Genomic DNA, 17,761 nt, shown 5'->3' on the forward strand with positions numbered 1-17,761 from the left:
AGCGGACGGAACTAGGGTCCGGGCATGATCACCACTGCTCGGCGCCGTCAGCTGGGACTGCTCTCCGCCGGCCTGCTGGGCGCCGCGGCCCTCGCCGGCTGCGGCTCCGAGGTGGCGGGTGACGCCTCGGAGGGCACCCCGTCCAGCTCGGCCGGGTCCTCGTCGGCGGGTGGGAGCACCGGCGCCCTCGACGACGTCGAGGACCTCTCGGCCGGGCTGCTGCCCGCCGACGCGTTCGGCGCCGGCGCCCAGGCGACCCCGATCACCGCCGACCAGCTCGAGGGTCAGACCCAGCTGGGGATCGGTACGGAGGACCTCACGATCACCCCGGAGAGCTGTGCCCCCGCGGTGAAGTCGGTGCAGCCGGGCCTGGAGGACATCGAGGGCCTCGGCGCGCAGACGGTGACGGTCGGCTCCGGTGCGACGGTGCAGGTCCTCGCCTCGGGCGAGGGCATCACCGAGGGGGTGGACCAGCTGGCCGGCACGGTGGACTCCTGCCCCGAGGCGACGATCAGCTCCCCGGAGATCGGCACCGCCACCGTCACCTTCGCCGCGCTGGAGGTGCCCGACGTGGGCGACGGGTCGGCCGGGCTGACCATGACCGTGTCGATCCCCGGACCCGGTGGCCAGCCGGTGACCGTGCCGGTGCTGCTCGGCATGGCGCGGGACGGTGACCGGCTGGTCAGCCTGACCTCGACCGACCCGACCGGTGCGCTCGACGCAGCCGCGTTCGCCGACCTGTTCCAGCAGGCCTACGACCACCAGGCCGATGCGCTCGACTGAGCCGGCGGGCCGGTGGCGGGGCGGGGTGCGCATGTCCCGACCCTGCCCCCACCGGCCACCCCGGTGCTGCCCGCCGTCCACAGGCGGGGGCTCCGTCCACAACCTCGGCTGAGCCCTCCCGCCGCGGCGGCCGCCGCAGCAGCGTCTCCGGCATGCCCGATGCCGACCCGCCGCTCACCGTCCGCCTCACCGACCCCGGGGACGTCGCCGCCGCGCTGCCCCACCTGCTCGGCTTCCGCCCGGAGGAGTCGCTGGTGGTGGTGAGCCTGCGCGGCGCCACCGGGCTGCGGCTCGGTCTCACCGCACGGGTCGACCTGCCCGCGCCCGAGCACCGGGAGCTCGTGCTTCGCGGGCTGGTCCGGTCCCTGGCCACCGACCGGCCCGACGCCGTGCTGCTCCTCGTGGTGAGCGAGGACGAGGACGACTCGGCCGTCCCGCCGGAGCGCCCCTGGGCCGGTCGCCTCCCCGAACTGCCGCACCGGCCACTGGTGCACGAGGCGGTGCTGGCCTTCGACGGCGCGGGGATCGCCGTGCGCGAGGCGCTGCTGGTGCGGCGGGGTCGGTGGTGGTCCTACGACTGCACCGGCGGGTGCTGCCTGCCGCACGCCGGCACACCGCTGCCGGCCGGCACCAGCGAGCTCGCCGCGGCCGCCGCGTTGACCGGTCAGGTCGTCGAGCGCGACCGGGCGGCGCTGGTCCGGCGGATCGCCCCGGTCGGCTTCCTGGCCGCCGCCGGGATGGCCCAGGCGTGCGACGAGGTCGGCGACGACCTGGCCCGCCGCGCCGCCGAGCTGGGCTGGGACGAGGTGGTCGAGGAGGGCTGGGCCGCGGTGCAGGCTGCCGTCGAGGCCGCCGGGCCCGGCTCGGTCGAGCGGTTGACCGACCGGCAGGTCGCCCGGCTGGCGTGGGCGCTGCGCGACGTCGACCTGCGCGACCGGGCCCTGGGCCTGGCGCTGAGCCGCTCGGCCGCCGCCGCCGAGGCGGTGTGGACCGAGCTGACCCGGCGGGCGCCGGCACCGCTGGACGCGGCGCCGGCGACCCTGCTGGCGGTGACCGCCTGGGTGCGCGGTGACGGGGCGCTGGCCAACGTGGCGCTGGAGCGGGCGCTGGGCAGCGAGCCCAGCTACAGCTTCGCCGTCCTCCTCCGCTCGGCGCTGGACGCGTGCCTGCGACCGGCCGAGATCCGCCGGCTCATCCGGGAGGCGGGTGCGCCCCGGGACGCCCGGCGGTGACCGGTCACAGCAGCTCGGGGCGCTGCCACTCCTCGCCGAGCACGTGCTCGGCCAGGAACGCGATGACCGTCTCGTACCAGACCTGGGCGTTCCCGGGGGTGAGCACCCAGTGGTTCTCGTCCGGGAAGTAGAGGAACTTCGACGGGACGCCGCGCTTCTGCAGGTCGTACCAGAGCCGCAGGCCCTCGCCGATCGGCACGCGGTAGTCCTTGTCGCCGTGGATGACCAGCATCGGCGTCCGGATGGCGTCGGCGTACCGGTGCGGCGAGTTCTGGTCGTACCGCTTGGGCTCGGTCAGCGGGTCGCCGAACTCGCGCTGCCAGTACCAGGCCGCGTCGGTCGTGCCGCTGAAGCCGTCCAGGTGCCAGAGGCTTGCGTGGGTCACGATCGCCTTGAACCGGTCGGTCTGGGTGGCGACCCAGTTGGCCATGTAGCCGCCGAACGACCCGCCCATCGCCGCGGTCCGGGTCTCGTCGATCTCCGGCAGCTGCTCCGCGGCGTCCACGGCGGCCATCAGGTCGGTGTAGGGCTCGGCGCCCCACTCGCCCCAGCCACGGCGCACGAAGTCCTGGCCGAACCCCTGCGACAGCCCGGGGTTGGGCAGGAGCACCGCGTACCCCCGGGCGGCGAGCACCCAGGGCGTCCAGCGCCACGACCACGAGTTCCAGCTCATCAGCGGGCCACCGTGGATCCACAGCAGCAGCGGGGCGGGCTGCTCCGCGCTGGCCCCCTCCGGCAGCACCAGCCAGGACTGCACCCGGCTGCCGTCGGCGGCGGTGGCGTCCAGCTCGCGCAACGTGCCGGGCAGGCTGCTGATCGTGCCCGGGTTGGGCAGCGGCGCCGGGTCCTGCCCGGTGGCGTGCGGGTCGAGCCGCACCGGCACCGGCGGGGTGTCGTAGCCCGAGCGCAGCGCGTACAGGGCGCTGCCGTCCCGGGCGACCTGGAGGTCGCTGTAGGCGCCCTGGTCGGTCAGCCGCACCGGGGTGCCGCCGTCGAGGTCCACCCGGAACAGCGCGTGCCGGCCGTCGTCGTCGGCCAGGAAGTACACCGCGTCGCCGTCCGCCGCGAACTGCGGAGCGCTCGGCCAGCGGTCGAAGCCCGGGGTCAGCTCACGGGTCTCCGCGCTCGCCAGGTCGACCAGCAGCAGCGTGTAGTCCGGCGGCTCGGCGAACGAGGACCGGGACTCGCGGACGCAGACGACCCGGCCCGAGTCGGGGGAGAAGGCGGCCGAGTGGACGTCGGCCTGCGGGTCGTCGACGAGCACCCGGGTGTCCCCGGTGGCGACCTCGACCACGACCAGCCGCGAGCGACGGCCGGCGGGACCGTCGGGCACGTCCTCGCTGCGGACCAGGGACCGGCCGTCGGGGGACAGCGCGACGTCGTCACCGGCGCCGAGCGGCGGCCCGGCGTCCGGGGTGAGGTCCCGCCACTCCGGGGCGTCGGCCGTCGCGCCCGGGCCCGGCTCCGCCGGCAGCTGCCCCACCCAGTAGACGTGCGGCACGGCGGGGCCCAGGTCGTGGTCCCAGAAGCGCACCGGGTAGCTCTCGTGCAGCACCGCGCTGACGCCGGCGTCCTTACGGGCGGCCCGGCGCTCCTTGTCGGCGTCCGCGTCGGCGGCGCCCGGCATCGTGGAGGCCACCACCGCGAGGTCGCCGGTGTCGGCGGCGACCGCGACCCCGCTGATGCCGTGCGGCCGCTGCAGCACCAGGCGCGCCTCGCCGCCTCCGGCGGGCAGGCTCCACAGCGACCCGGTGGGCTCGCCACCGTCCTTGCCGGCGTCGGGGTCCGGTCGGGTCGAGGTGAACAGCAGGTCCCCGTGCGGGGTGAACTGCGGGGCGGACTCGCCTGCGGCCCCGCGGGTGAGCCGGCGTGGCTCCCGCTGCCCGGCCGGGTCGACCTCCCACAGCGCCGACTGCCACTTCTTGCCCTCGGCGTCGAGGGTGGCCACCGAGGTGACCAGCCGGGTGCCGTCGGGGGAGAGGGCCAGACCGCCGAGCCGCGGCAGGGCGACGAAGTCGGCCAGCCGGTGGAAGGGGCTGGGCGGGGGCGTCTCGACGGTCTCGTCGGCAACGGGGGAGTCGCTCACCGGGGCCTTCTCTCTGCGCGTCCGGACGGGTCGGGGCCGAGCGTAGTGAGCCAGGTCGTGAGCGGTGCGAACGACCTGGCCGGAGGAGCTGCCCGGGACGACGAGAGCCGCGGTCCCGGAGGGGACCGCGGCTCTCGTGGAGCGGTGCTGGGGGGTGCTGCGTCAGCCGACCGCGGCGGTGGCCTCGGCGGCCTCGACCGGGGAGAGGTCCTCGTCGACCGCGCTGACGAACACGTGCTGGGCCACCCCGGGCTGCAGCGCGACGCCGTCGACCAGCACCGTCCCGTTGGCCAGCGTGGCGGTCACCGTGGAGCCGGGGCGGACACCCTGGTCGGACAGCGAGCGCAGCAGCGTCGCGTCCTCCTGCAGCTGCTCGCTGATCCGCCGGACGACCACCTGGCGCCCCTCGGCCGTGGCCGTCGTGGAGAGCAGGGTGAGCGCGTCGAGCACCGCGGAGGTGTCACCGCCCAGCGCGTCCAGCCCGGGGATGGGGTTGCCGAACGGGGAGACCGTCGGGTTGTTGAGCAGGCTGAGCAGCTTGCGCTCGACCGCCTCGCTCATCACGTGCTCCCAGCGGCACGCCTCCTCGTGGACGTCGGCGTAGTCCAGGCCGATGACGTCGACGAGCAGGCACTCGGCCAGCCGGTGCTTGCGCATGACCGCCGTCGCCAGCTCGCGGCCCTCGTCGGACAGCTGCAGGTGCCGGTCGCCCTGCACGGTCAGCAGCCCGTCCCGCTCCATCCGGGCGACGGTCTGGCTCACGGTCGGGCCGCTCTGGTGCAGGCGCTCGGCGATCCGGGCTCGCAGAGGGACGATGCCCTCCTCCTCGAGCTCGAAGATCGTCCGGAGGTACATCTCCGTGGTGTCGATGAGGTCGTTCACGTCCACTCCTCCGTCAGGTGCCCACGATCTTACGAGGACCGCGCCAGCTCACGGGGAGATCGAGACCGACGCGTTCCACCGGGGCGGTGCCGCCCGCCCACCGGTAGCGTCGGCGCGGTGACGGAGCCTGCCTGCTCGACGACGAGCACAGCGGCACCGGCGTCCTCCCCGGTCGCGGCGGAGGACCTCCGGTGAGCGACGCGGTGACGGTCGTCTGGGACGACAGGCTGCTGGGCTACACGATGGGTGGCGACCACCCCATGCACCCGGTCCGGCTGGACCTCACGGTCCGGCTCGCGGAGTCCCTCGGCGTGCTGGACCGGCCGCGGCTGCAGGTGGTCGCCCCGACCCCGGCCGCCCCGGAGCTGCTCGAGCTGGTGCACGACCGGGCCTACCTCGAGGCCGTCCGCCGCGCCCCGGAGGACCCCTACGGCGTCGGCCACGGGCTGGGCACCGCGGACAACCCGGTCTTCCCCGGCATGTACGACGCCGCCGCGCTGATCACCGGCGGCAGCGTGCTCGCCGCAGAGCAGGTCTCCAGCGGCCGGGCGCAGCACGCGGTGAACATCTCTGGCGGCCTGCACCACGCGATGCGGGACGCCGCCTCCGGCTTCTGCGTCTTCAACGACGCGGCCGTGGCGATCGCCTGGCTGCTCGGCCAGGGCTGGGAGCGGATCGCCTACGTCGACCTGGACGTCCACCACGGGGACGGCGTGCAGGCCGCCTTCTACGACGACCCGCGGGTGCTGACGGTCAGCGTCCACCAGACCCCGCTCACCCTCTTCCCGGGCACCGGGTTCCCCGAGGAGACCGGCGACCCGCAGAAGGCGCTGGGCAGCGCGGTGAACCTGGCCCTGCCCAACGGCACCGACGACTCCGGCTGGCTGCGCGCGTTCTCCGCGGTGGTGCCCAGCGTCGTCCGGGCGTTCCAGCCGCAGATCCTGGTCACCCAGTGCGGGTGCGACGCCCACCACGAGGACCCGCTCGCCGACCTCGCCCTCACCGTCGACGGCCAGCGGGCCTCCTACCGCGCGGTGCACGACCTGGCGCACGAGGTCTGCGAGGGCCGGTGGGTCGCCCTCGGCGGAGGTGGCTACGGGGTGGTCCGCTGCGTACCGCGGGCCTGGACGCATCTGATCGCCGAGGCCAGCGGCGACCGGCTCGCCGCGGACACCGAGATCCCGCAGAGCTGGCAGGACGACGTCCGGGCGCGGGGTCTGCGCACGCCGCCGCCGGTCAGCATGACCGAGGGCGCCTACGTCGGCTTCCACCGCTGGGACCCCTTCACCGAGAACCGTGTCGACCGGGCGATCCTGCGCACCCGGACCGCCTCCTTCCCCTACTTCGGACTCGACCCGGACGACCCCCGTGATTAAGGACCATCCAGCCCCCCACCACTCGCGAGCTCGCGGTGGGCCCCTGCTGGACGGCCGGGAGAACCTGTGACGACGAGCGATCAACCGACCGCCCCCGCCCCGCCCCCGCCGCACTGGGAGGCCGACGTCGTGGCCGCCGACGGCGGGACCGTGCACCTGCGCCCGATCACCCCCGAGGACGCCGACGGGATCGTCGGGCTGATGGACCGCAGCTCCGACCAGACCCGCTACTACCGGTTCTTCGGGCCGATGCGCCGGCTGTCGGACAAGGACCTGCACCGCTTCACCCACGTCGACCACGACGCCCGGGTCGCCTTCGTCGTGCTGCTGGGCGACCGGCTGATCGGCGTGGGCCGCTACGACCGCTACCCCGACACCGACGACGCCGAGGTCGCCTTCCTGATCGAGGACGCCCACCAGCGCCGCGGCCTGGGCTCGGTGCTCCTCGAGCACCTGGCCGCGGCCGCGCGGGAGCGGGGGATCACCCGGTTCGTCGCCGAGGTGCTCAGCCAGAACAGCCAGATGGTCCGGGTGTTCATCGACGCCGGGTACTCCGCCGAGCGCTCCTACGCCGACGGCGTGGTGCACCTGACCTTCCCCATCGCCCCCACCGAGCAGTCGCTGGCCGTCGCCCACGAGCGCGAGCAGCGCAGCGAGTCCCGGTCGATCGGCCGGCTGCTCAACCCCGGCTCGGTCGCGGTCGTCGGAGCCAGCAACGACCCGGCCAAGGTCGGCTACGCGGTGCTGCACAACCTGCTGCAGTACGGCTTCGCCGGCCCCATCTACCCGGTCAACCCCGCGGTCCGGCACGTCCGCGGGGTGCCGGCCTACGCCGACATCGAGTCGATCCCCGACGACGTCGACCTGGCCGTGCTCGCCGTCCCCGCCGACGAGGTGCCGGGCGTGGTGGAGGCCTGCCGGCGGAAGAACGTCCGCGGGCTGGTGGTCATCTCCGGCGGCTTCGGCGAGACCGGGCCCGAGGGCCGGGCCGCCGAGCGGGCGCTGGTCGCCTCCGCCCGGGCCTCCGGCATGCGGGTGGTCGGACCCAACTGCCTGGGCATCGTCAACACCGACCCGGCGGTGCGGCTCAACGCCAGCCTCGCCCCCGACGTCCCCGGCCGTGGCCGGGTGGGGTTCTTCGCCCAGTCCGGTGCCCTCGGGGTCGCGCTGCTGGAGCGGGCCCGTGGCCGCGGCATCGGGCTGTCCAGCTTCGTGTCGGCGGGCAACCGGGCCGACGTCAGCGGCAACGACCTGCTGCAGTACTGGGCCAGCGACCCGGGCACCGAGGTGGTGCTGCTGCACCTGGAGAGCTTCGGCAACCCGCGCAAGTTCGCCCGGCTGGCCCGCGGCATCGGCCGCACCAAGCCGGTCGTCGCGGTCAAGAGCGGCCGGCACGTCAGCATGACGGCGGGCCTGGCCGGCACCAGCGTCGCGGTGCCCGAGCAGTCGGTGGCGGCGCTGTTCGCCTCGGCCGGGGTCATCCGGGTCGAGACGCTCGCCCAGCTCTTCGACGTCGGCACCCTGCTCGCGCACCAGCCGCTGCCGGAGGGAGACCGGGTGGCGATCGTCGGCAACTCCACCGCGATGGGGGTGCTGGTCGCCGACGCCGTGCTGGAGCAGGGGCTGCAGCTGGCGCACGAGCGCCCGGTCGACATCGGGACCCAGGCCGGCCCGGGCGACTTCCGGGTCGCGCTGGAGGCGGCGCTGGCCGACGACGGCGTGGACGCGGTGGTCGCGGTGTTCCTGCCGCCGCTGCTGCGCGGCGAGCAGCCCTTCGGCCGGGTGCTGCGCGAGGTCTCCCGGAACTCCACCAAGCCGCTGGTCGCGAACTTCCTATCCACCGACGGCATCCCCGACGAGCTGGTCGTCCGCGACGAGCAGGGCATGCCGGGCCGCGGCTCGGTGCCCTCCTTCTCCACCCCGGAGCGCGCCGTCATCGCGCTGGCCAAGATGAGCGAGTACGCCCGCTGGCGCCGCCGCCCGCTGGGCGTGGTTCCCGAGCTGGACGGCGTCGACGAGGCGGCCGGCCGCGCGGTGGTCGAGCAGGCGCTGGCCGGGTCACCGGCGGGCCGGGAGCTCACCGACGACGAGACGATGGCGCTGCTGCGCGCCTACGGCGTCCCGATGCTCGGCACCCAGCGGGTCGAGGACCCGGACGCCGCGGTGGCCGCCGCCGAGCAGATCGGCTACCCGGTGGTGCTCAAGTCGACCGCCCCCTGGCTGCGCGACCGCCGCGACCTGGGCGGCATGCGCTTCGACCTCGCCGACGCCGACGACGTCCGGGCTGCCTACGCCGCGATCCCGGCCGGCGACCCGGTGATCGTGCAGGAGCAGGCCGCGCCCGGCGTCGGGACGGTCGTCGAGATCGTCGACGACCCGTCCTTCGGTGCGCTGGTGAGCTTCGGGGTCGGCGGCGTGGCCACCGACCTGCTCGGCGACCGGGCCTACCGCACGCTGCCGCTCACCGACCTCGACGCCCACGAGCTGGTCCGCGAGCCGCGGGCCTGGCCGATGCTCAACGGCTACCGGGGCAGCGACCCGGTCGACACCGACGCCCTGGAGGACCTGCTGCTGCGGGTCGCCCGGCTCGGCGACGACCTGCCCGAGGTGCTGTCGCTGAGCCTCGAGCCGGTCATCGTCGGACCGGCCGACGCCTGGCACGGCGGCCGGTCGCTGGTGGTGGCCGGCGCCGCTGTGCGGATCGGCCAGCCCACCGCCCGGCTCGACGCCGGCCCGCGCCGGATGTTCCGCCCCGGGACGTGACAGAGCCGGGTCGCCCTCAGGGCGGCCCGGCTCTTGGCCCCGTCCGGAGGCTTCCCCCGAGCCTGCGAGGGGTGAGAGGGACGGGGTCCTTCCTCAGCCCAGGTAGTCCCGCAGCGCGTCGGCGCGCTGGGGGTCGCGGAGCTTGGTCATCGTCTCGCGCTCGATCTGCCGGACCCGCTCGCGGGAGAGACCGAACTGCTTGCCGATCTGCTCCAGCGTCCGGGGCTGGTTGCCGTCGAGGCCGAAGCGCATGATCACGACGTCGCGCTCCCGCTCCTCGAGGGTCTCCAGGACGTTGCGGACGTCGCCCTTCATCATCTGGAAGGCGACGGCGTCCTCGGCCACCGCGGCGTCGGCGTCCTCGATGAAGTCACCGAGGCGGGACTCCTCGTCGGCACCGACGGTCTGGTCCAGGGAGACCAGGTCGCGGGAGTACTCGAGCAGCTCGGTGATCCGCTCGGGCGTCATGTCCAGCTCGAGGCCGAGCTCCTCGGGGGTGGGCTCGCGCTCCAGCTCCTGGTGGATCCGGCGGCGGGTGCGCACGACCTTGTTGACCTGCTCGGCCAGGTGGACGGGCAGCCGGATCGTGCGGCCGGAGTCGGCCATGGCGCGGGTGATCGCCTGGCGGATCCACCACGTCGCGTAGGTCGAGAACTTGAAGCCCTTGGTGTAGTCGAACTTCTCGACCGCCCGGATCAGGCCGACGTTGCCCTCCTGGATGAGGTCCAGGAACGTCATGCCGTGGCCGGTGTAGCGCTTGGCCACCGAGACGACCAGGCGCAGGTTCGCCTCGAGCAGGTGGGCCTTGGCGGCCTTGCCGTCCGCGGCGAGGGTCTTGTAGTCACGCTGCAGCGCCGGGGTCAGCTGCTTCTCGTTGAGCAGCCGCTCCGCGTACAGGCCGGCCTCGATCCGCTTGGCCAGCTCGACCTCCTGCTCGGCGGTCAGCAGCGCGGTCTTGCCGATGGTGTTCAGGTAGACGCGCACCAGGTCCGTCGACACCAGGCCACTGGTGTCCGGGGCGCGGCGCGGGGAGCGCACTCCGAGGGTGTCGGTGGGGGAGGACTGCAGCACGGTCACGATGAGTCTTCGTCCTTGCTTCGGGGTCCGGATGCGTCGGCGCCAGATGTGGCGTCCGGTGCACCCCGGTGGAGGCGGTCAGAGCGTCGACCCGGGATCGTCCGGGGGGCTCTCCAGCCGTTCTGTCCGGTGTGGTACGTCGTGTGCAACGGACCGCACCCACGGGGTGTTCCGGGGCGGCGCAACTCACAGGCAACGTCCAGGTGTGTTGCTGCAACGGCGAACTACATCGGTGTGATACCCGGACCGGCCGGGGCCGGAACCTCCAGCTGCAGGGTCATCGGGCCCTCGTTCACCGACGCCACCGACATCCGGGCACCGAAGCGGCCGGTCGCCACCTCGGTGCCGCGCCGCCGCAGCTCCGCGACCACCTCGTCGACCAGCGGCTCGGCCAGCTCACCCGGCGCTGCATCGGCCCACGAGGGACGGCGGCCCTTGCGGGTGTCGGCGTAGAGCGTGAACTGGCTGACCACCAGCACCGGCAGCCCCAGGTCGCCGATCGAGCGCGCCCCGTCGTCGGTGGGGAACACCCGCAGCTCGTGCACCTTGCGGGCCATCGCCCGGGCCCGGTCCGCGTCGTCGTCCCGGCCGACGCCCACCAGCGCGAGCAGGCCGGGCCCGATCGCGCCGACCACCTCGCCGGCCACCGTCACCGACGCCTCGCTCACCCGGGTCACCACAGCGCGCACCGGGCGATCCTGCCCGGTCCCGCGTCCGGCAGGATCTCCGGCGTGCCGAGCCTCCACATCGCCCAGGACGACGCCGCCGACGAGCTGCTGGGCCGCGACCCGCTGGCCCTGCTGATCGGCATGCTGCTGGACCAGCAGTTCCCGATGGAGCGGGCGTTCTCCGCGCCCCGGCTGCTCGCCGACCGGCTCGGTGTCCAGACGCTGTCCGCGGCGGAGCTGGCCGACTGCGATCCCGAGGTGCTGCAGCGCCACTTCCAGGGCCCGCCGGCGCTGCACCGCTACCCCGGTTCGATGGCCGCCCGCGCGCAGGACCTCGCCCGGGTGCTGGTCGAGCGCTACGACGGCCGCGCGGACGGGCTCTGGGCCGACGTCCCGGACGGCGCCACGCTGCTGCGACGGATCGGCGAGCTGCCCGGGTTCGGCGCTCAGAAGGCGAAGATCTTCGTGGCCCTGCTCGGCAAGCAGTACGGCGTCACGCCGCCGGGCTGGCGCGAGGCCGCCGGCGACTACGGCCAGGAGGGCTCCCGCCGCTCGGTCGCCGACATCACCGGGCCGGTGTCGCTGGCCGAGGTGCGCGCGTTCAAGCAGGCGGCGAAGCAGGCCGCCAAGGACGCGAAGGCCGCCGCGCAGGGCTGATCGGCAAGGTCACACCCCGGGTCCCCGGAGCCGCTGCATCGCGCACGATCGAGTGGCACGATGGGCCGCAGGAGCCGGGGGCTCCGGGGGCCGGTCGAACCATCGACGCACCGACCACCGCCGCCCTTCCCCCGGCCAGTCCAGGGAAGGGCGACCGTGGCCTCCAGCCAGTCCTCGAGCCGGTACGACCGGAGCGAGCCCCTGCTCATCACCGTGGCCGAGCCGAGCCAGGCCGACCAGCACGCGGCCCGCAAGAGGCGCTACTCGATCACCATGGCGATCCGCTGCACGAGCCTGGTCATCGCCGCGTTCACCGCGCAGTACTCGCTGTGGCTGATGGCGGTCTTCGCCGTCCTCGGCACGGTGCTGCCGTGGGTCGCCGTGGTCATGGCCAACGACCGGCCGCCGAAGAAGCAGGTCGACCCCAACCGGTACCGGCCGCCGGCACCGGACCGGATCCTCGAGTCCGGCAGCAGCAAGGCCCGCGTCATCGACATGTGATCCTCAGCGGGCCCCGGGCCGCCCCACCACGGTGGCGGCCCGGCCCAGCCCGGCCTCGAGGGCCTCGGCGGGATCGGGCCGGCCGCCGGTCGCCGTCCACACCGAGAGCACCCCGGCGGTGAAGGCGTCCCCGGCGCCGGTCGTGTCGACGACGTCGGCCGGGTGCGCCGGCCGGTGGAGCAGCAGCTCGCCGGCCGCCCACAGCGCGCCGTCGGCGCCCAGGCTCACCACCACGACCGGGTGCCGCTCGGCCAGCACCCGGGCGGCCTCCGCCGGGTCGGTGCACCCGGTCAGCAGCCGCGCCTCGTCGGCGTTGGGCAGCAGCAGCGTGGCCGCGGCGGTGTCGGCCAGCCACCGGTCGACCCCGTACCACCGCAGCGGGCCGGTCGAGGCCGGGTCGACCGAGACCGTGCAGCCCGCGTCGCGGGCCGCGGCCAGCGCGGCGAGCCCGGCCGCCCGGGGGCCGTCGTCCAGCAGCGTGTAACCGGACAGGTGCAGGTGCCCACCGCGGGCGGGGACCGGCACGTCCGCCGGCCGCAGCGCCAGGTTCGCGCCCCGGTCGGCGAGCATGCTGCGCTCCCCACCCGGCTCGACCAGGCTGATGATCGTGCCGGTCGCCGCCCCGGGCACGGTGCGCACGGCCAGCGTGACCCCGCCGTCGGCCAGGTCCCGGCTCAGCGCCTGACCGGGCACGTCGTCGCCGACGCAGCCGGCCAGCACGACCGGCGTCCTCAGCGCGGCCAGGTGCGCCGCGACGTTCGCCCCGGCGCCGCCGCCCCGGGTGGCGATCGCCGCCGGCCGGTCGGAGCCCGGGCTGGGCTCGCCGGCGAGCAGCGCGACGACGTCGGTGCAGACGTCGCCGACGACGACGACCCGCGGAGCGGTCACGTCAGCGGGGGAGCGCGGCGAGCTCGGCGGCGATCTGCCCGGCCAGCTCGGCGTTGCGCAGCACCAGCCGCACGTTGACCTCGAGCGAGGCGCCCTGGCTGGCCTCGTGCAGGTGCCCGAGGATGAAGGGGGTGACGTCCTTGCCGCGGGCCCCGGCGGCGTCGGCGGCAGCGAGCGCGTCGGCGATCACCCGGTCGTGCAGCTCGGCGTCCAGCTGCTGGTCGACCGGCAGCGGGTTGGCCACCACGACCGCACCCGGGGCGAGCTCGCGGCGGGCGGCGAAGACCCGGGCCGCCTCGGCCGGCGTCTCGACCGCCCAGTCGATCGAGGAGCCCGAGTCGGCGACGTAGAACCCCGGGAAGCGGAGCGTCCGGTAGCCGACGACCGTGACCGACAGCGACTCCAGCCGCTCCAGGGTGGCCGGGACGTCGAGGATCGACTTCACGCCGGCGCAGACCACCACCAGCGAGGTGCGGGCCAGCGCGGTCAGGTCGGCGGACTCGTCGAAGGTGTCGCTGGCGTGCCGGTGCACCCCGCCCAGCCCGCCGGTGGCGAACACGCCGATCCCGGCCCGGGCGGCCAGCAGCGCGGTGCTGGAGACCGTGGTGGCGCCGCTGCGGCCCAGCGCGGCGGCCACCGGCAGGTCGCGGACGCCGAGCTTGGCCAGCTCCGGGTCGGCGCAGACCCGGTCGACCTCCGCCGCGGTCAGGCCGACGTGCGGCACGCCGTCCAGCACGGCGATGGTCGCCGGGACGGCCCCGCCGCGGCGGACGGCGTCCTCGACCTCGTCGGCGGCCTTCCGGTTCTCCGGGCGGGGGAGCCCGTGGGCGAGCAGCGTGCTCTCCAGGGCGACGACCGGCCGGCCGGCGGCGAGCGCGTCGGCGACCTCGGGGGAGAGCACGGGAACGGAGACGGGGGAGGACGAGTTCTGCACCCTGTCATCATGGTGGGCGGTCCGCAGCCGACCGGTCACCGGTCCTGCCCCCGAGCCAGGGAGAAGACGTGAGCAGCAGCGACATCCTCGAGCGGCCCGACGTCCGCGACGCCGACACGGGCAACGCCAACGAGGTCTTCCACTACGTCAAGAAGAACAAGATCGCCGAGAGCGCGGTCATGGGCACCATGGTCGAGGCGCTCTGCGGCGAGGTCTTCCCGGTCACCAAGACCCCCAAGCCCGGCAGCCCGGTGTGCCCGGCCTGCAAGGAGGTCTACAACCAGCTCAAGAAGTAGAAGGACCCCCGTGCCCCCCCCCCGACCCTCGCTCCGCTCGGGCCGGGGCCCCTGCACGGGGGCCGATCCAGTTCGTCACCGGAGGCCGAGCTTCTGGGCCTCGAGCTCGATCTTGGCGGCGCGGCGCTGTTGGCGGCGGGCGTCGTGCCGCCGGCGCTGCGAGGGCCAGCGCGCCTCGATGGTGGCGTTGAGCTCGGCGCCGAGCAGCAGCGACATCCCGAGCAGGAAGCAGAACAGCAGCGCCGCGATCGGGGCGGCCAGCGCACCGTAGGGCAGCGCCGTGGTCAGGATGTCGGCCACGTAACCGCGCAGCACGACCGCCGCGACGACGAAGAAGACGACGGCGAACATCGCCCCCGGCAGGTGCCGGTGCCACGGGATCCGACGGGGCAGCATCACGTGGTAGAAGCTCGTCAGGAACACGATCAGCCCGACCACCACGATCGGCCAGTACACGGCGTTGACCAGCAGCGTCGCGGTGTCCTGCCAGTCCCGGGGCAGCAGCCCGACCAGGGTCTCCCGGCCCAGCACCAGCAGCGGCAGGGTGATCACCGCGGCCACCAGGCCGATGATGAACAGCCACAGCGCCATCAGCCGGGTGGCGATCGGTCCGCGCACGTCGCGCTGGCCGTAGGCGATCACCGAGGTGTTCATGAACGTCGCCGTCGCCGAGGAACCGGCCCAGAGCGAGAGCAGGAAGCCCAGGCTGACGACGTCGAGGCGCCCGGAGCCGAGGATGTCGTCGAGTGTCGGCTGCACCAGGCTCTCCACGACGCCCGGTGTCAGCGCCTCGGCCGACGCGCTGACCAGCTGCTCCTCGATCTCGGCGACCGCGTCCTCGCCGATCCAGGCGCTCAGGTAGCCCAGCGAGCCCAGCAGCCCGATGAGCAGCGGTGGGATCGAGAGGATCTGCCAGAAGGCGGCCTCGGCCGACAGCCCCAGGATCCGGTCCTGCCAGGCCTTGGCGATGCTGCTGCCCAGTACCTGCAGGGGCACCCGGATCGGCGCCGGCCACCGGCGCAGCCGGCCGGTGGGTGCCGGTCGGGGTGCAGGCTCGGCGGCACGGGTGGGGGCCTCCGGCGCGTGCGGCACCACCGGTGCACCCTCGGCGAGCTCACCGGCGGGCGCCGTTGAGCTGCGGGGGACGGCGGAGGCCACGCCCCCAGTGTGCACGGCGCCCCCCGCGGGCGGGCGCTGCTGACCTGCGGACACCCACCCCGAGGGGGGTGGCGGGGTCAGGGCCGTCGCCGGCGCACCCGCGCGCGCACGTCCTCCGCCGTCCGGGCACCGGGCCGGCGTCCGGTCGGCGTGGCCGGCGGCGTGGCCCCACCGGCGGCCGGCGGGGTCGCGGCCGGATCGGCCGGCGGGATGCACCGGATGACCGCCTCGGCCGCGTAGGTGGTGTTGAAGTTCTCCCGGCGCAGCTCCGCACCGGTCTCCAGGTCCTTGAACACCCGGGTGACGGTGATGTCGAAGCCGGTCGACCCGGACTGCGGGATGCAGCTGCCGTCGTCGACCTTCTCCTGGGTGGCGGGCTGGCGCAGGTTGCGGCGCTCGCTGCTCACCGACTCGATGTCGTAGTACCGGGTGCCCCAGAAGGTCACCGTCAGCGCCCCGGGCACCCACTCGGTCTGCACGTAGATGCCGGTCTCGGTGTCGTTGCGCCACTGCAGGTCGATGGCGCCCTCGTAGACCGTGGCCTCGCGGCCGGCGGGGTAGCGGCTGATGTAGAAGCTGTGCGGCTTGTGGTAGACGTCCTCGAGGCCGGCGAAGAAGACGGCGTTGAACATCGTGGTGGCGAACTGGCTGATCCCGCCGCCGACGGCCTGGGAGAGCTGCCCGCCGCTGATCACCGCAGCCGGCACGTAGCCCTGGGCCGTGCCGCGCGGGCCGGTGTACTCGTTGAGGCTGAAGGTCTCACCGGGCCGCACCAGCGCACCGTCGACCTCGGCGGCGACGACGCGGATGTTCGTGCCGCTGGCCGAGCTGGTGAAGTTCGTGGTGAAGGTGCTGACCTGCTCGGTGATGCCGAGGGCCTGGGCCTGCTCGGTGGTGAACTCCGCCGGCACCGGGCCGAGGGTGGCGGTCACCGACCGGGGCTCCGGGTCGTCGAGCACCGGCAGCAGCTGGGCGGCGAGGTCGGTGGGGTTGATGCCCTGGCCGTCCACCGAGGGGACGACGGCGATGGTGTCGCCGGAGACCTCGAAGCGGGCGTCCTGCGGCGGCGAGCCGAAGGCGGAGAAGTCCTCGCCCATCGCGGTCTGCAGCGCCGCCGGGTCGACCGCCACGGCCAGGGTGCCGTCGTCCTGCGGGGTGAAGGTCAGCGAGGCGGCGATGGCGGTCTCGGGGACGTCGACGGACTCGGTGCCGTCGGTGCCCACCACCGTCACCGGCGCGGCCAGCGCCGGGGTGACCGTCTCGTCGAGCACGCGCTGGGCCTCGGCGGTCTCCACCCGCACCGGGGCGATCTCGACGGGCAGCTCGATCGGGGTCGTGGGGTCGCCACCGGACGCCAGCGCCGCGGTGATCGCCTCGGCCGCGGCATCGCGGTCCAGCGTGCGCCCCTCGACGGGCTCGACCAGCGACGCGGTGGTGCCGTCGAGGGTGATCGTGGCGTCCACCGGGGCGCGGTCGACCGTGGTGGCCAGCTGCTCGATCTGGGCATCGAGCGAGGTCGCGTCCGCGGTCAGCACCGGGTCGACCGAGCGGTCGGAGAACAGCGAGGTGAGCCGGGTCCAGGGGTTGAGCGGCTGGTCGTCGACGGCGTCCACGGTGCCCGGGACGTCGAGGCTGATGCCGGCCGACGGCGGGTGCAGCACGCCCTGCACGTCCGCGGCGACCAGCGGGTGGTCGGCGGCGACGCGGGGCGCGAGCTCGCTGGTGAGCCGCTCGGACGCCGCGGCGGGGGAGAGCCCGCCGACCTCCACGCCGGCCACGACCGTCCCGCGGGGCACGTCGTCGCCGGCGGCGAGCAGGTCGACGCCGTAGACGGCGCCCAGCGCGAGCACCGCGGCGGCCGGCACCAGGACCGCGCGGCGGCGCCACCACGGCCGGCCGGCCGGGCGGTCGTCGGCCGCCGGGGGCTCACCGGGGCCGTCCCCGGAGCCGTCGCCGGCGGAGGGACCGTGAGCGGGGGAGGAGGGCGCAGCGGGGAAGGGGTCGGCGGCCGGGAGGCCGGCGTCGGTCGCCGGGCCGCTGGCGGCGGGGCCGATGACCTGGGTCTGCGAGGCGGCCGGCTCGTCGACCGGGCGGATGACCTGGGTCTCCGAGGGTGCGGGCTCCTCGACCGGCGGGATGAGCTGCGTCTCGGAGGCGGCCGGCTCCTCGACGGGGCGGATGACCTGGGTCTCGGAGACCGGCCGCTCCTCGACCGGGGCGACGGCCGGCGTGCCGGCCGGTGCGCCGTCGTCGACCGGCGGGATCAGCTGGGTGTCCGACGCGTCGGGTGCAGCGGCTGCGTCGTCCGGCGCCGGGGCGGCGGGCGCGCTCGACGGCGGGACGGACGGCGGGCCGGAGCGGCTCCGACCGAGCGTGCCGTCGGGCTCGAGGCGAACCGTGTCGTCGCGAGTGGGGTCCTGCGGCATCGGTCGTTCTCCGGCTCGGCGGGGACCGGAGCCC

At 74.9% G+C, this 17,761-nt stretch carries 15 protein-coding genes; 7 read left to right on the top strand and 8 right to left on the bottom strand.

The annotated features are described in order from the left end of the window. Positions 1-24: 24 nt before the first annotated feature. A complete protein-coding gene (locus FHX36_RS01065; RefSeq protein WP_110552089.1) occupies positions 25-783 on the top strand; it encodes a hypothetical protein in 759 nt (252 codons plus the stop codon). Between the two features lie 152 nt (positions 784-935). Continuing rightward, on the top strand, positions 936-2,015 hold the full coding sequence (locus FHX36_RS01070; RefSeq protein ID WP_110552090.1) for a DUF4192 domain-containing protein: 1,080 nt from the start codon (positions 936-938) through the stop codon (positions 2,013-2,015). A 4-nt stretch (positions 2,016-2,019) separates the two neighbouring features. On the opposite strand, the gene FHX36_RS01075 is transcribed toward FHX36_RS01070, so the two are convergent. Together FHX36_RS01075 and FHX36_RS01080 are read right to left on the bottom strand one after the other, a co-directional pair. Then, positions 2,020-4,101, bottom strand: a complete 2,082-nt coding sequence (locus tag FHX36_RS01075) for a S9 family peptidase (protein WP_110552091.1) — start codon at positions 4,099-4,101, stop codon at positions 2,020-2,022. Positions 4,102-4,263: 162 nt separating this feature from the next. Further along, positions 4,264-4,983, bottom strand: coding sequence for an iron-dependent transcriptional repressor DtxR (locus FHX36_RS01080; protein ID WP_110552092.1), 720 nt, complete (start codon positions 4,981-4,983; stop codon positions 4,264-4,266). A gap of 191 nt (positions 4,984-5,174) precedes the next feature. On the opposite strand from FHX36_RS01080, the gene FHX36_RS01085 reads away from it, so the two are divergent. Then, positions 5,175-6,359, top strand: coding sequence for an acetoin utilization protein AcuC (locus FHX36_RS01085; RefSeq protein WP_110552093.1), 1,185 nt, complete (start codon positions 5,175-5,177; stop codon positions 6,357-6,359). Positions 6,360-6,425: 66 nt separating this feature from the next. After that, positions 6,426-9,122 carry a bifunctional acetate--CoA ligase family protein/GNAT family N-acetyltransferase gene (locus FHX36_RS01090; protein WP_110552094.1) on the top strand — a complete coding sequence of 899 codons (2,697 nt, stop codon included), beginning with the start codon at positions 6,426-6,428 and terminating at the stop codon, positions 9,120-9,122. Positions 9,123-9,215: 93 nt separating this feature from the next. Here FHX36_RS01090 and sigB read toward each other — a convergent pair whose 3' ends face one another. After that, positions 9,216-10,199 carry an RNA polymerase sigma factor SigB gene (sigB, locus tag FHX36_RS01095; RefSeq protein WP_181428753.1) on the bottom strand — a complete coding sequence of 328 codons (984 nt, stop codon included), beginning with the start codon at positions 10,197-10,199 and terminating at the stop codon, positions 9,216-9,218. Positions 10,200-10,423: 224 nt separating this feature from the next. After that, positions 10,424-10,888, bottom strand: a complete 465-nt coding sequence (gene dtd, locus FHX36_RS01100) for a D-aminoacyl-tRNA deacylase (protein ID WP_110552095.1) — start codon at positions 10,886-10,888, stop codon at positions 10,424-10,426. Positions 10,889-10,930: 42 nt separating this feature from the next. Here dtd and FHX36_RS01105 point away from each other — a divergent pair, with 42 nt between their 5' ends. Beyond that, positions 10,931-11,524 (top strand): HhH-GPD-type base excision DNA repair protein, encoded by a 594-nt coding sequence (locus tag FHX36_RS01105; protein ID WP_110552096.1) that lies wholly within the window; start codon positions 10,931-10,933, stop codon positions 11,522-11,524. 156 nt (positions 11,525-11,680) lie between these two features. Beyond that, on the top strand, positions 11,681-12,025 hold the full coding sequence (locus FHX36_RS01110; protein ID WP_110552097.1) for a DUF3099 domain-containing protein: 345 nt from the start codon (positions 11,681-11,683) through the stop codon (positions 12,023-12,025). Between the two features lie 3 nt (positions 12,026-12,028). Here the strand turns inward: FHX36_RS01110 and FHX36_RS01115 are convergent, their stop codons facing one another. Continuing rightward, positions 12,029-12,913: a PfkB family carbohydrate kinase gene (locus FHX36_RS01115; RefSeq protein ID WP_183513438.1), complete on the bottom strand. Its 885-nt coding sequence runs from the start codon at positions 12,911-12,913 to the stop codon at positions 12,029-12,031. 1 nt (position 12,914) lies between these two features. Then, positions 12,915-13,847 (bottom strand): pseudouridine-5'-phosphate glycosidase, encoded by a 933-nt coding sequence (locus FHX36_RS01120; protein WP_110554040.1) that lies wholly within the window; start codon positions 13,845-13,847, stop codon positions 12,915-12,917. 68 nt (positions 13,848-13,915) lie between these two features. On the opposite strand from FHX36_RS01120, the gene FHX36_RS01125 reads away from it, so the two are divergent. Beyond that, a complete protein-coding gene (locus tag FHX36_RS01125; RefSeq protein WP_110554039.1) occupies positions 13,916-14,143 on the top strand; it encodes a DUF3039 domain-containing protein in 228 nt (75 codons plus the stop codon). A 75-nt stretch (positions 14,144-14,218) separates the two neighbouring features. Here FHX36_RS01125 and FHX36_RS01130 read toward each other — a convergent pair whose 3' ends face one another. Further along, positions 14,219-15,301: a YihY/virulence factor BrkB family protein gene (locus tag FHX36_RS01130; RefSeq protein WP_110554038.1), complete on the bottom strand. Its 1,083-nt coding sequence runs from the start codon at positions 15,299-15,301 to the stop codon at positions 14,219-14,221. A gap of 77 nt (positions 15,302-15,378) precedes the next feature. Beyond that, a complete protein-coding gene (locus FHX36_RS01135; protein WP_183513439.1) occupies positions 15,379-17,727 on the bottom strand; it encodes a VanW family protein in 2,349 nt (782 codons plus the stop codon). Positions 17,728-17,761: the final 34 nt, after the last annotated feature.

Origin of the sequence: Modestobacter versicolor, assembly GCF_014195485.1 — a bacterium.
Classification (GTDB): Bacteria; Actinomycetota; Actinomycetes; order Mycobacteriales; family Geodermatophilaceae; genus Modestobacter; species Modestobacter versicolor.